Origin of the sequence: Enterobacter cloacae complex sp. ECC445 (genome assembly GCF_021892025.1) — a bacterium.
GTDB lineage: Bacteria > Pseudomonadota > Gammaproteobacteria > Enterobacterales > Enterobacteriaceae > Enterobacter > Enterobacter chengduensis.
This window is the reverse complement of sequence record NZ_JAKLRZ010000006.1, coordinates 1-13,168: the sequence shown is the minus strand read 5'-3', so window position 1 is coordinate 13,168 and position 13,168 is coordinate 1. Positions and strand designations below refer to the sequence as shown.

At 59.0% G+C, this 13,168-nt stretch carries 11 protein-coding genes; 6 read left to right on the top strand and 5 right to left on the bottom strand.

What is annotated here, in order from left to right; all coding sequences use genetic code 11:
• Positions 1 to 29: 29 nt before the first annotated feature.
• The gene (locus L6R44_RS07570) at positions 30 to 1,043 is read right to left on the bottom strand and encodes an alpha/beta hydrolase (RefSeq protein ID WP_032642115.1); all 1,014 of its coding nucleotides are present in this window, start codon (positions 1,041 to 1,043) and stop codon (positions 30 to 32) included.
• A gap of 146 nt (positions 1,044 to 1,189) precedes the next feature.
• Here L6R44_RS07570 and L6R44_RS07565 point away from each other — a divergent pair, with 146 nt between their 5' ends.
• Complete coding sequence (locus tag L6R44_RS07565; protein ID WP_237423745.1) at positions 1,190 to 1,612, top strand: MarR family winged helix-turn-helix transcriptional regulator; 423 nt, start codon at positions 1,190 to 1,192, stop codon at positions 1,610 to 1,612.
• A 40-nt stretch (positions 1,613 to 1,652) separates the two neighbouring features.
• Here the strand turns inward: L6R44_RS07565 and L6R44_RS07560 are convergent, their stop codons facing one another.
• Positions 1,653 to 3,119, bottom strand: a complete 1,467-nt coding sequence (locus L6R44_RS07560; protein WP_237423744.1) for an MFS transporter — start codon at positions 3,117 to 3,119, stop codon at positions 1,653 to 1,655.
• 90 nt (positions 3,120 to 3,209) lie between these two features.
• The gene (gene plsY, locus L6R44_RS07555; RefSeq protein ID WP_008502955.1) at positions 3,210 to 3,824 is read right to left on the bottom strand and encodes a glycerol-3-phosphate 1-O-acyltransferase PlsY; all 615 of its coding nucleotides are present in this window, start codon (positions 3,822 to 3,824) and stop codon (positions 3,210 to 3,212) included.
• A gap of 107 nt (positions 3,825 to 3,931) precedes the next feature.
• On the opposite strand from plsY, the gene folB reads away from it, so the two are divergent.
• Positions 3,932 to 4,300 carry a bifunctional dihydroneopterin aldolase/7,8-dihydroneopterin epimerase gene (gene folB, locus L6R44_RS07550; RefSeq protein WP_008502956.1) on the top strand — a complete coding sequence of 123 codons (369 nt, stop codon included), beginning with the start codon at positions 3,932 to 3,934 and terminating at the stop codon, positions 4,298 to 4,300.
• Positions 4,301 to 4,406: 106 nt separating this feature from the next.
• Entirely contained in the window at positions 4,407 to 5,228 is an 822-nt protein-coding gene (bacA, locus tag L6R44_RS07545; RefSeq protein WP_032642108.1) for an undecaprenyl-diphosphate phosphatase, read from the top strand.
• A gap of 13 nt (positions 5,229 to 5,241) precedes the next feature.
• Here bacA and L6R44_RS07540 read toward each other — a convergent pair whose 3' ends face one another.
• Both L6R44_RS07540 and L6R44_RS07535 read right to left on the bottom strand, forming a co-directional pair.
• Complete coding sequence (locus L6R44_RS07540; RefSeq protein WP_237423743.1) at positions 5,242 to 6,483, bottom strand: multifunctional CCA addition/repair protein; 1,242 nt, start codon at positions 6,481 to 6,483, stop codon at positions 5,242 to 5,244.
• 60 nt (positions 6,484 to 6,543) lie between these two features.
• Entirely contained in the window at positions 6,544 to 7,164 is a 621-nt protein-coding gene (locus L6R44_RS07535) for a TIGR04211 family SH3 domain-containing protein (RefSeq protein WP_024906484.1), read from the bottom strand.
• Between the two features lie 229 nt (positions 7,165 to 7,393).
• On the opposite strand from L6R44_RS07535, the gene L6R44_RS07530 reads away from it, so the two are divergent.
• The 3 genes from L6R44_RS07530 to hldE are packed head-to-tail and all read left to right on the top strand — an operon-like array spanning position 7,394 to position 13,043.
• The gene (locus L6R44_RS07530) at positions 7,394 to 8,695 is read left to right on the top strand and encodes a CYTH domain-containing protein (RefSeq protein WP_237423742.1); all 1,302 of its coding nucleotides are present in this window, start codon (positions 7,394 to 7,396) and stop codon (positions 8,693 to 8,695) included.
• 21 nt (positions 8,696 to 8,716) lie between these two features.
• A complete protein-coding gene (gene glnE, locus L6R44_RS07525; RefSeq protein ID WP_237423741.1) occupies positions 8,717 to 11,572 on the top strand; it encodes a bifunctional [glutamate--ammonia ligase]-adenylyl-L-tyrosine phosphorylase/[glutamate--ammonia-ligase] adenylyltransferase in 2,856 nt (951 codons plus the stop codon).
• 40 nt (positions 11,573 to 11,612) lie between these two features.
• The gene (gene hldE, locus L6R44_RS07520; protein ID WP_237423740.1) at positions 11,613 to 13,043 is read left to right on the top strand and encodes a bifunctional D-glycero-beta-D-manno-heptose-7-phosphate kinase/D-glycero-beta-D-manno-heptose 1-phosphate adenylyltransferase HldE; all 1,431 of its coding nucleotides are present in this window, start codon (positions 11,613 to 11,615) and stop codon (positions 13,041 to 13,043) included.
• The last annotated feature ends 125 nt before the right edge of the window (positions 13,044 to 13,168 follow it).

Here is a 13,168-nt window from a genome sequence, read left to right as displayed (position 1 = left end):
CGTGCTGTCTGACAAACATCGCGATGCCGTTATTTCAGGTGCTCATGCAGCGCTGCGCCCGCCTGCTCAAGAGCAACTTTAACCGTCGGCTCCTGGCTCAGCGGGTTAAGCAGGCCGTAGTCGTGGATCATGCCGTTATAGCGCGTGACGGTCACCGGGACGCCAGCCGCATCCAGCTTACGTCCGAACGCTTCGCCTTCGTCCCGCAGAACGTCCAGCTCTGCTGTCTGAATCAGCGTTTCCGGGAAGCCCTTCAGCTGCGCGGCGCTGGCGCGAAGCGGAGAGGCCAGGATATTGTTGCGGTCGGCATCGCGGGTGGTGTAGTTATCCCAGAACCATTTCATCATGTTTTTCGACAGGAAATAGCCGTTCTCGAACTGGTTATACGAGGCAGTATCAAAATTCGCATCGGTCACAGGCCAGAGCATGACGTTGTAGCGAATTTTTGGTCCCTTGAACTGTTTTGCCTGCAGCGCCACGGACGCCACCATATTGCCGCCCACGCTGTTACCGACCAGACCCAGACGGCTGCCGTCCACGCCAATTTCCTGACCGTGCTCGGCTACCCATTTTGTCGCTTCATAGGCCTGATTGATGGCCACCGGGAAATGGGCCTCAGGTGATGGTGTGTAATCAACGTAAACCGCTGCGGCACCCGAAGCGCGAACGAGGTCGCGGATTAAGCGTTCGTGGGTTGGGAAATCACCCAGCACCCAGCCGCCGCCGTGGAAGAACATAAATGCCGGGAGCGTGCCGGTCGCGTTTTCAGGTTTCACTATTTTCAGCTTGATCGCCTGACCGTTTACCTGGATTGTTTTTTCAGAAACCTGAGCGGGCGGCAGTTTTGCGCCTTGCTGCGCGCCGATCAGCACCTGGCGGGCCTCCTGAGGGGTCATCTGTTCCATCGGTTTCCCTTTTCCAGAATTCAGTACATTCAGAAATGCCTGTACGCCTGCGGTCGGCGTTGGGGTATTGGTGGTCTGGGCAGACGCCGCAGCTGACGCGAAGACGGAAGAAACCAGGATGGCGGTGAGTGTTTTCATGGTGTTGCCTCTTTAACGTATTTGATCGGATTGATTAACTAAGTAGTGCGCTATTTAGTTTCTGACATAATACTTGCGCGCAAGATACTTTTAGTCAAACATTATTTATAATTTTTTTAGGCAACACATTAGGAGTGGCTAGAAAAATGAAAGAAAACAAAACGCTAGACGATTTACTTTGCTTCTCGCTGTACTCGGTCACCAATGCGTTCGTTCGCCAGTATCGTCCCTTACTGCTGGAGATGGATCTGACCTACCCGCAGTTCGTTGTTTTGATGGCGCTTTATGAGAAAGACAACATCCCGCTTCGCGAGCTCAGCGATAAGACGTTTTTTGATTCGGGCACGTTGACCCCGCTGGTTCAAAAGCTTGAGGCGAAAGGATTTCTCAACCGGGTCGCGGTTGTGGGGGATGAAAGAATGAAAAATGTCGTCCTGACAGAAAAGGCTAACGCTCTGAAAAAACAGGTGATGGCGCTGCCGGACCAGATTCGCTGCAGCATGCGGATGAATGATGAAGAGCTGGAGATGTTAAAAAGACTCTCCAGAACGCTGCTGGACGATTTCTAAGAGCGCTTCGGTGGGGTTGGCCCACCGAAGCGATGTGTTGTTACCGATAGTCCTCCGCATCTACGTCATATCCGGACGGCTCCCAGCGGATCGCCAGCAGCGACGCCAGGCCGATAAGCGGCGCCAGCGCAATCACCCAGAATACGGCGGTGTCGAGCGACGCGACCAGCAGCGGGAACAGGAACAGCGACAGCGTGGAACTGCTGCGCATCAGCGTCTGGTTGAGACCCACGCCCACGCCGCGCAGCGAGGTCGGGTAGCTCAGCGAGGCAAACGTCATGGTATGCGCGCCCGGGCCAAAGCCCTGACCAAACAGGAAAAGCGCCAGCATCGCAACGGCAAGCGCGCCTTCAGCGGTGCCTTCCGGTCGGCCAATCAGCGCCAGGCCCAGCAGCGCGACAAGCTGGCAGGCATACCCCGCAAGCGACATTCGCCATGCGCCGAAGCGCGGCACGTAGCGTACCGCCAGCAGCCCGCCGAAGAAGGCAAACAGCAGGTTAAGCGCCAGAGAAATCAGGATGGTGGCGAGCATCGACTGGACAAAGAAGCTGGAGACGATCGCCGGCAGACCAAACGCCACGGCGTTATAGGCAAACGAGGAGACGACGGACAGCAGCGTGGCGAGCGTGGTGCGCCTTAGATAAATGCCACGAAACAGGTTCAGATAGTTTGACCATTTCGCTTTATTCACCACAGGGGCTGGCCGGCCGAGCGCATCCTGCGGCACGTGGGCATTGATGTTATAGGACTGGCGTAAAATCGACGCTGCCTCTTTCAGGTTACCCTGATTCGCCGCCCAGACCGGCGATTCGCTCATATAGCGGCTGCGGATGGTGATGATGACCAGCGCGGGCACCGCGCCAAAGCCGAGAATCAAACGCCACAGCCAGTCGCTGTGGCTTGCCGGCAGCACGGCGTAGAAGAAAAGCACCAGCAGGTAGGAGACGCTGATGGCGGCATACCAGGTGGGGCACCACATCGCGACGCTGGAGGCCTTGTTTCCGGGGCCTTTCAGCCTGGCGAACTCGCTTAAAAACGCCATCGCGACGGGAAGGTCGATCCCGACCCCAAGCCCCATCACAAAACGGGCTCCCGCCAGCACATATTCGTTCGGGGCCAGCGCACAGGCGATGGCCGCTACCACGAAGAACACCATATCAGCCATAAAAACGCGGTAGCGCCCGATTTTATCCGTGAGGTAACCGCCGAGCAGCGCCCCGACAATGGCACCAAAGGTAATCGCCGAGGCCACCATACCGGTACCGGCGGGCGTCAGGTTAAATTCGCGAGTAATGTCTTTAATGCCGAACGCCAGCGCGCCCAGATCGTAGGCATCGAGGAATATCCCGCCCAGTGCGATACCGACCACGATACGGGCGTTTGCCCGGCCCTGAGAACCGTCATTAACGAGGCGTGATACATCCGATGCGCTGCGCACCCACTGGATGTCGCCGTCGGGGCGTTTTCCTGCCGTTGAAAGGGGAGTTGTTTCTGTGATTTCTGCCATTTTCTTCTTGTGTGGTTGTGTTGTGTCATTAACAGTTACCACAGGCAGAAGGTGACCAAAATCACATTTGGCTATAAGGCATAACTAACCTTACGGGGCGTCTTTTTTCTTCCTCTTGAGCTTCGTCCAGATTTTGGTCTCCTGACGACGCCACAGGCGCTGAATATTGTCGTGATGGCGCAGCAGGATAAGGCAGGAGAGCATCGACACCGGGAAGGTGAACTGCGGCTTGAACCACCAGACGTAAAACGGGGCGATGAGCGCGCTGACGATAGCGCCCAGCGACGAATAGCCGCTCAGCAAAATGGTCAGTAGCCAGGTTCCGGCCATGACGCCGGTTAAGTCCCAGCCGATGGGCGCAATGGCACCAAAGGCGGTGGCAACGCCTTTGCCGCCTTTAAAACCGAAGAATACGGGCCAGATGTGGCCGACGCAGGCGGCGATCGCAATCAGCCCCAGCCAGAACGGCGTGACGCCCAGCGCATAGGCACCCCAGACGGGCAGCATTCCTTTCAGAACATCAAAAATCAATACCGCTACGGCTGCTCCCTTGCCGCCAATTCGTAGTACGTTGGTCGCTCCCGGATTCCCGGAACCGCTTTCACGCGGGTCAGGTAACCCGGCAATGCGGCAGACCAGAATGGCGCTGGAGATTGAGCCGCAAAGATAGGCGAGGAGGATCATTCCAGGCGCGATTGCACTCATAACGCTGTTCCGTTTTGAAAAGGTATCTGTATTCTCAGCATCTGTGGATAATACGCATAATTCGCCGGAAGTGGTATCCGGTTTAGCCAAAAAGCAGGCAGGTCGTGATGGATATTGTATTTATAGAGCAACTTTCGGTAATCACCACTATTGGTGTTTACGACTGGGAACAGACCATCGAGCAGAAGCTGGTGTTCGATATCGAAATGGGATGGGATAACCGCAAATCGGCAAAAAGCGATGACGTGAACGACTGTCTGAGCTATGCCGACATCAGCGAAACGGTCATCGGCCATGTGGAAGGGCAGCGTTTTGCGCTGGTTGAACGGGTGGCGGAAGAGGTCGCAGAATTGCTGCTGAAAAAATTCAACTCACCGTGGGTGCGCATCAAGCTGAGCAAACCTGGCGCGGTGGCGCGCGCCGCCAACGTGGGGGTCATCATCGAGCGTGGCACAAATCTGAAAGGAAAGATTTAACGTCATAATAGCTAAACCATTTTAGGCTATAACGGTCTCAAGACTGTATCTTATCGGTGGTCCGCATGGGACGCCGTTTTTTTATATCTTTTTTAGGGGTTTATAGATGAGCGATATGCACTCGCTGCTGGTGGCGGCAATACTGGGTGTGGTCGAAGGATTGACGGAGTTTTTACCGGTTTCCAGTACCGGCCATATGATTATCGTTGGCCATCTGCTGGGCTTTGAAGGCGATACCGCGAAAACGTTTGAAGTCGTGATCCAGTTGGGGTCCATTCTGGCGGTGGTGGTGATGTTCTGGCGCCGCCTGTTTGGCCTGATCGGCATTCACTTTGGCCGTCCGCCTCAGCACGAGGGGGCCGGTAAAGGCCGCCTGTCGCTGATCCATATTCTGCTCGGGATGATCCCGGCGGTGGTGCTGGGCCTGGTTTTCCACGACGCCATCAAATCGCTGTTTAATCCGATTAACGTGATGTATGCGCTGGTGGTCGGCGGCTTCCTGCTGATTGCCGCCGAAGTGCTGAAGCCAAAAACGCCGCGCGCGGAAGGGCTGGACGATATGACCTATCGTCAGGCGTTTATGATCGGCTGCTTCCAGTGTCTGGCGCTGTGGCCGGGCTTCTCCCGTTCAGGCGCAACCATTTCCGGCGGGATGCTGATGGGCGTGAGCCGTTACGCCGCGTCAGAGTTCTCGTTCCTGCTGGCGGTGCCGATGATGATGGGCGCCACCGTGCTTGACGTCTATAAGAGCTATCACTTCCTGACGGCTGGCGACATTCCGATGTTCGCCGTCGGCTTCATCACCGCGTTTATCGTGGCGCTGATTGCCATCAAAACCTTCCTGCAGCTGATTAAGCGCATCTCGTTTATTCCGTTCGCGATCTATCGTTTTATCGTGGCAGCTGCGGTATACGTGGTCTTCTTCTGATGACCCACAGCCCTCAGTCTTTTGGCTGAGGGCAATGCTTTTCCTTCCACGCCGCGACGGCATCAATCCGCCGTTTTGTCAGCTCTTCGCGGATCTCCGGGCCTTTAAACCCTGCCTCGACAACGTCCTTCGTCGGCACCGCTTTTGCCACCTCCCAGGCTTTACGCAGTAAACGTCCCTGCGGGTAGTCGCACGCTTCAAACCCGGTCCGACCGCGCACGTCCGCTTCGCTGGTGAGCGCAATTTGCTCCACGCGCTGGGGCTTGCGCCAGGCGTCGATGTTATCGAACAGCTTCACGATGGTGGCCGGTTTCAGGATGGGGAAGGTGTGGATCAGATCGTGGAATTCGGCCACCAGTTTCGCCAGATCGCGGATTTCGTTCGGCACGCGCAGACGCTGGCACAGCCCCTCGACCAGCTTCACCCCTGCCGGGCCGTGCCCGTGGTGGCGAGGCCAGAATTCTTTAGGGGTTAAGCCTTTGCCGAGATCGTGGCACAGGGTCGAAAAGCGCACGTCCACGTCAGGGCTGAGCATGGCCGCCATGCTCAGGGTCATCAGCGTATGCACGCCGGTATCAATTTCCGGGTGCCATTTCGCCGGGGCAGGGACGCCAAACAGCGCGTCGATTTCCGGGAACAGCACCTTCAGCGCGCCGCAGTCGCGCAGCACCTGGAAAAAGACCTGCGGATTACGCGTGGTGAGGGCATTTTCCGTCTCTTTCCAGACGCGCTCGGGGGTCAGGTGTTCAAGCTCGCCCGCCTCGGTCATGGCGGTCATCAGCGTCATTGTCTCATCGGCAATACGGAAGCTGAGATGGGCATAGCGCGCGGCAAAGCGGGCTACGCGCAGCACGCGGAGCGGATCTTCAGAAAACGCGGGGGAGACGTGACGTAAAAGGCGGTTGCGCAGATCGTCCTGGCCGCCATAGGTGTCAACGATCTGGCCGTTTTCGTCCTGCGCCAGCGCGTTGATGGTGAGATCGCGACGCAGCAGATCCTGCTCCAGCGTGACGTCCGGCGCGGCATAGCAGGTGAAGCCGGTATAGCCCGAGCCGGATTTCCGCTCGGTACGCGCCAGGGCATACTCTTCACGGCTTTTCGGGTGCAGGAACACGGGAAAATCGCGGCCTACCTGCTGGTAGCCCGCGTCGAGCATCTCTTCCGGGGTGGCGCCCACCACCACCCAGTCTTTATCTTTGACCGGCAGACCTAACAACGCATCACGAACCGCACCACCGACCAGATAACTCTTCACGCCCCACTCTCCCGTTTTCTCTTTTCCAGAATGATACGTAAGTCTGGCAGAGAAGACGAGTTAGTTCATCCAGCGGTCTTTACGCTTACGGCTTGGGATCAGATGCGGCAGGACCAGACCCAGCACCAGACCCACGCCCAGCACGCCGCCGCCATACATAAACCACTGCATGATGATGGTGCGCTGTTTGTCATCGAGCTGCAGATTGGCGGCATTCACTTTCTTCTGCGCGACAATCAGCTCGTTTTTCAGCTTCTGGTTCTCTTCCTTCAGGCCGTTAATCACGCCGTCGCTCTGCGCTACCTTCTGCTGCATTTCTGCGGTGCGCTGGTTCCAGGTGCCGTCGATGTTGTTCAGCTTGTCGGTCAGGGTTTTCACCTGATTTTCCAGATCCGGCACGCGGGTGCGCAGGCTAGGGACGGTGCTCAGCTCTTTCAGCGGGATCCAGGACGTACGGCCGGTGCTGTCGCGAACCTGACCATAGTTGGTGTCGGCGTTGGTCTGTAACAGGGTGACTTCCTCGCCGGCATTCACCGTGCCCACGAGGCGATAATTATCTCCGGGGCCACTGCGTACCCAGGTGTTCAGTTCGTCAGAAACGTAACGCTTCTCTTCAGCGTGCACTGCGGTTGCGGCGCTAAAAGCGAGTAAAGTAAGTCCAATCAGGCGTAATTTAAGCATCATCAGTCGTTATTTTCATAAATAGTGGAACGATAGTAGTGGCAACAGTGTCTCTACGCAAAGCATTCGTCAGCAATCGGAATCATCTGTGTCACGACTCTACACATTTACGCCCGACAAATTGCTCATTGCATGGCAATTTGGCGCAAAATACTATGTACTGACAAACAAATGGCGAGGAAGTTCGCCCTCATTGACGCGTCTGTGACGCCCGCAAAAGTACAAGGCTATGGCTCAGGAAATCGAATTAAAATTTATCGTCGAAAAAGACAGCGTTGACGCACTCCGCCAGCATCTGCATACCCTTTCCGGCGAACACCATGCACCGGTACAACTGCTTAATATCTATTACGAAACGCCGGACAACTGGCTGCGTCGCCACGATATGGGCCTGCGCATCCGTGGCGCGAACGGCCGCTACGAGATGACGATGAAAATTGCTGGCCGCGTGGTCGGCGGTTTACATCAGCGTCCGGAATACAATATCGACATCAACCAGCCAGAACTTGAGCTGGAACGTTTTCCGGCGGACGTCTGGCCGGAAGGTGGACTGCCTGCCACGCTGGCGGAACAGGTGCAGCCGCTGTTCAGCACCGATTTCTGGCGTGAGAAATGGCTGGTGACGGAAGGTAAAAGCCGTATCGAAATCGCCCTCGATCTGGGCGACGTGAAGGCGGGTGAGTACCAGGAACCGATCTGCGAACTGGAGCTTGAGCTGCTGGAAGGGGACGCGAATGACGTGCTGAAGCTGGCGCGCAGGCTGGTGAATCAGTCCGGACTGCGTCAGGGAAGCCTGAGTAAAGCCGCGCGCGGTTACCATCTGGCCGCCGGAAATGCGCCGCGCGTCCTGAAAGAGACGACCATCCTGCACGTTGCGCCGAAAGCCAGCGTTGAGCAGGGTCTGGAAGCCGCGCTGGAGCTGGCGCTTTCGCAGTGGCAGTACCACGAAGAGCTGTGGGCGCGTAATGTGAAGCATGCCAAAACCCACGTGCTGGCGGCCATTGCCCTGGTGCGCCATACCCTGGCGCTGTTCGGCGGTATCGTTCCTCGCAAAGCGAGCGCTCACTTACGTGATCTGCTGACGCAAACCGAAACGCTGATGCTCTCGGACGTCTCCGCGCAAACGGCGATCTACAGCCCGCAAGCCGCTGCCGCAAAGCTGGCGCTAACCGAGTTTCTGGTCACGCGCGGCTGGCGCGCCTTCCTGGATGCGAAAGCAGAGGCCAAAATCGCGGAAAACTTTAAGCGTTTCGCGGACATTCATCTTTCCCGTCATGCTGCCGAGCTGAAGAGCACCTTTGCGTATCCGCTCGGCGATAAGTATGGCGATCAGCTGCCCCGCCTTTCGCGCAACATCGACAGCATGCTGCTCCTTTCGGGTGCCTACGACGGGCCACGGGCGCAGGCCTGGCTGGAAAACTGGCAGGGGCTGAAGCATGCCATTGAAACCCGCCAGCATATTGAGATTGAGCATTTCCGTAACGAGGCCATTTCGCAGGAGCCGTTCTGGCTGCACAGCGGAAAACGTTAACTCTGGCAAGGAACCCCCAAAATGCCGCTTTCTTCGCAGTTACAGCAGCAGTGGCAGACCGTTTGCGAACGTCTGCCCGAGTCATTACCGGCGTCATCGTTAAGCGAGCAGGCCAGGAGCGTGCTCGCCTTCAGTGATTTTGTGCAGGAAAGTATCACCGCTAATCCGGACTGGCTGGCGGAGCTTGAAAATGCCCCCCCGCAGGCGGACGAGTGGCGGCAGTATGCCGGCTGGCTGCACACCGCGCTGGCGGAGGTAGCGGATGAAGCCTCGCTGATGCGCGTTCTGCGCCAGTTCCGCCGTCGGGTAATGGTACGCATTGCCTGGGCGCAGTCGCTGGCGCTGGTGAGCGAAGAGAGTACCTTGCAGCAGCTGAGCGAGCTGGCGCAAACGCTGATTGTCGCCGCGCGCGACTGGCTCTACGCCGCCTGCTGTAAAGAGTGGGGTACGCCGTGCAGTGAGGAAGGGGTTCCTCAGCCGCTGCTGATTCTGGGAATGGGCAAGCTGGGCGGCTGCGAGCTGAACTTCTCCTCCGATATCGACCTGATTTTTGCCTGGCCGGAAAACGGCTCGACGCGCGGCGGGCGTCGCGAGCTGGACAACGCCCAGTTCTTCACCCGCCTCGGCCCGCGCCTGATTACGGCGCTGGACCAGCCGACGCAGGACGGCTTTGTCTACCGCGTGGACATGCGACTGCGCCCGTTTGGCGACAGCGGCCCGCTGGTGCTGAGCTTTGCCGCGCTGGAGGATTATTACCAGGAGCAGGGGCGCGACTGGGAGCGTTACGCGATGGTCAAAGCGCGGATCATGGGCGACAGCGACGACGCCTACGCCAACGAGCTGCGCGCCATGCTGCGCCCGTTCGTGTTCCGTCGCTATATCGACTTCAGCGTGATTCAGTCCCTGCGCAATATGAAAGGGATGATTGCCCGCGAGGTGCGCCGTCGTGGGCTGAAGGACAACATTAAGCTCGGTGCGGGCGGCATCCGCGAAATCGAATTTATCGTCCAGGTCTTCCAGCTGATTCGCGGCGGGCGCGAGCCGTCGCTGCAGTCCCGCTCGCTGCTGCCGACGCTGAGCGCCATTGAGCAGCTGCACCTGCTGCCGGACGGCGACGCGCAAACCCTGCGCGAGGCCTATCTGTTCCTGCGTCGTCTGGAAAACCTGCTGCAAAGCATCAACGACGAACAGACCCAGACCCTGCCGGGCGATGACCTGAATCGGGCGCGTCTGGCCTGGGGGATGCGCGTGGAAAACTGGTCAACGCTGATCGAACGGTTGGACGAACACATGGCAGGCGTGCGCCGCATCTTTAACGATCTGATTGGCGACGACGAAAGTGAATCGCCGGACGATGCGATCTCCGAGCACTGGCGCGAGCTGTGGCAGGACGCGCTTCAGGAAGATGACACCACGCCGGTGCTGATGCACTTGACCGACGACGCGCGCCATCGCGTGGTGGCGCTGATCGCCGATTTCCGTCTTGAGCTGAACAAGCGCGCCATCGGCCCGCGCGGTCGGCAGGTGCTGGATCACCTGATGCCGCACCTGCTGAGCGAGGTCTGCGCGCGCGCGGATGCGCCGGTGCCGCTGTCGCGCATGATGCCGCTGCTGAGCGGGATTATCACCCGTACCACCTATCTTGAGCTGTTGAGCGAGTTCCCGGGGGCGCTCAAGCACCTGATTTCCCTCTGTGCCGCCTCGCCAATGGTGGCCAACAAGCTGGCGCGTTACCCGCTGCTGCTGGACGAGCTGCTCGATCCGAATACCCTCTATCAGCCGACGGCGACCGACGCCTACCGGGACGAGCTGCGCCAGTATCTGCTGCGCGTGCCGGAAGAGGACGAAGAGCAGCAGCTGGAGGCGCTGCGCCAGTTTAAGCAGGCCCAGATGCTGCGCGTGGCGGCCGCGGATATCGCCGGAACGCTGCCGGTGATGAAAGTGAGCGATCACTTAACCTGGCTCGCGGAAGCAATCATCGACGCGGTCGTGCAGCAGGCGTGGGTGCAGATGGTTGCCCGCTACGGCCAGCCGAAGCACCTTGCCGATCGAGAAGGGCGCGGCTTTGCGGTGGTCGGCTATGGCAAGCTCGGCGGCTGGGAGCTGGGATACAGCTCCGATCTGGATTTAATCTTCCTGCACGACTGCCCGGTTGACGTGATGACCGACGGCGAGCGCGAGATTGACGGGCGTCAGTTCTATCTGCGCCTGGCCCAGCGCATTATGCACCTGTTCAGTACCCGCACCTCATCGGGCATTTTGTACGAAGTGGATGCGCGCCTGCGTCCGTCCGGCGCGGCGGGGATGCTGGTCACCTCGACGGAGTCCTTCGCCGACTACCAGAAGAATGAAGCCTGGACGTGGGAGCATCAGGCGCTGGTGCGCGCCCGCGTGGTGTATGGCGATCCGCAGCTCAAAACGCAGTTCGATGCCATCCGTAAAGCGGTGATGACCACCGTGCGCGAGGGCTGCACGCTGCAAACCGAAGTGCGCGAAATGCGCGAGAAAATGCGCGCGCACCTGGGCAATAAGCATCGCGATCGCTTTGATATTAAAGCCGACGAGGGCGGGATTACCGATATTGAGTTCATTACCCAGTATCTGGTGCTGCTGCACGCCCACGACAGGCCGAAGCTGACGCGCTGGTCCGACAACGTGCGCATTCTGGAGCTGCTGGCGCAAAACGACATCATGGACGAGCAGGAGGCGCAGGCCTTAACCCGCGCCTACACCACGCTGCGCGACGAGCTTCATCACCTTGCGCTGCAGGAGCAGCCGGGCCACGTGGCGCTGGACCGTTTTGTCGCAGAGCGCGCCCAGGTAACGGCAAGCTGGCAGAAATGGCTGGTGGAGCCGTGCGTAACAAATCAAGTGTGATATTATCGCGCGCAAATTGTGAATCTTTCTGGAGTCAGGAATGAAAGTAACACTGCCAGAGTTTGAACGTGCTGGAGTAATGGTTGTCGGGGATGTGATGCTGGATCGCTACTGGTATGGGCCGACCAGCCGCATCTCTCCGGAAGCGCCGGTACCCGTCGTTAAGGTCGACACCATTGAAGAGCGTCCCGGCGGCGCGGCAAACGTGGCGATGAACATTGCCTCCCTGGGCGCGCAGTCGCGTCTGGTTGGCCTGACCGGCATCGACGATGCGGCCCGCGCGCTGGGCAAGTCGCTGGCGGACGTGAACGTGAAGTGCGACTTCGTTTCGGTTCCGACCCACCCAACGATTACCAAGCTGCGCGTGCTGTCGCGCAACCAGCAGCTGATCCGCCTCGACTTTGAAGAAGGGTTTGAAGGCGTCGATCCCGAGCCGCTGCACGAGCGCATCAACCAGGCGCTGGGCAATATCGGCGCACTGGTGCTGTCCGACTACGCGAAAGGCGCGCTGGCCAGCGTGCAGACGATGATCCAGCTGGCGCGTAAAGCGAATGTGCCGGTGCTAATCGACCCGAAAGGCACCGACTTTGAGCGCTATCGCGGCGCGACGCTGCTGACGCCAAACCTCTCCGAGTTTGAAGCGGTGGCGGGCAAATGCAAAACCGAGGAAGAGCTGGTTGAGCGCGGCATGAAGATCATTGCTGACTTCGAGCTGTCCGCGCTGCTGGTGACTCGCTCCGAGCAGGGAATGACGCTGCTGCAGCCGGGCAAGGCGCCGCTTCACATGCCAACCCAGGCGCAGGAGGTCTACGACGTGACCGGTGCCGGTGATACGGTGATCGGCGTGCTGGCGGCGACGCTGGCCGCGGGCAATTCCCTGGAAGAGGCGTGTTACTTCGCCAACGCCGCGGCGGGCGTGGTGGTCGGCAAGCTCGGGACATCAACCGTTTCGCCAATCGAGCTGGAAAACGCGGTGCGCGGCCGTGCGGACACCGGTTTTGGCGTGATGACCGAAGACGAGCTGAAGGTGGCCGTCGCCGCCGCGCGCAAGCGCGGTGAAAAAGTGGTGATGACCAACGGCGTGTTCGACATTCTGCACGCGGGCCACGTCTCTTATCTGGCGAACGCGCGCAAGCTGGGCGATCGTCTGATTGTGGCGGTCAACAGCGATGCGTCGACCAAACGCCTGAAGGGCGAAACGCGTCCGGTGAACCCGCTGGAGCAGCGCATGATCGTGCTCGGCGCGCTGGAGGCCGTGGACTGGGTGGTGTCGTTTGAAGAAGACACGCCGCAGCGCCTGATTGCCGGGATTCTGCCGGACCTGCTGGTAAAAGGCGGGGATTACAGGCCGGAGCAAATCGCGGGCAGCGAAGAGGTCTGGGCCAACGGCGGCGAGGTGATGGTGCTCAACTTTGAGGACGGGTGTTCAACCACCAACATCATTAAGAAGATCCAGAAAGACAGTCAGTAAAAAAAACGGGCCGGTAGGCCCGTTTTTTATGTCGGGTGGCGGCGGGGCCGTACCCCCCCGACCCGGTGATTTTTGCCCCGGAAAGCGGAGCCGCCCCCCGGCCCCACACGCCCCCCAAACTACAG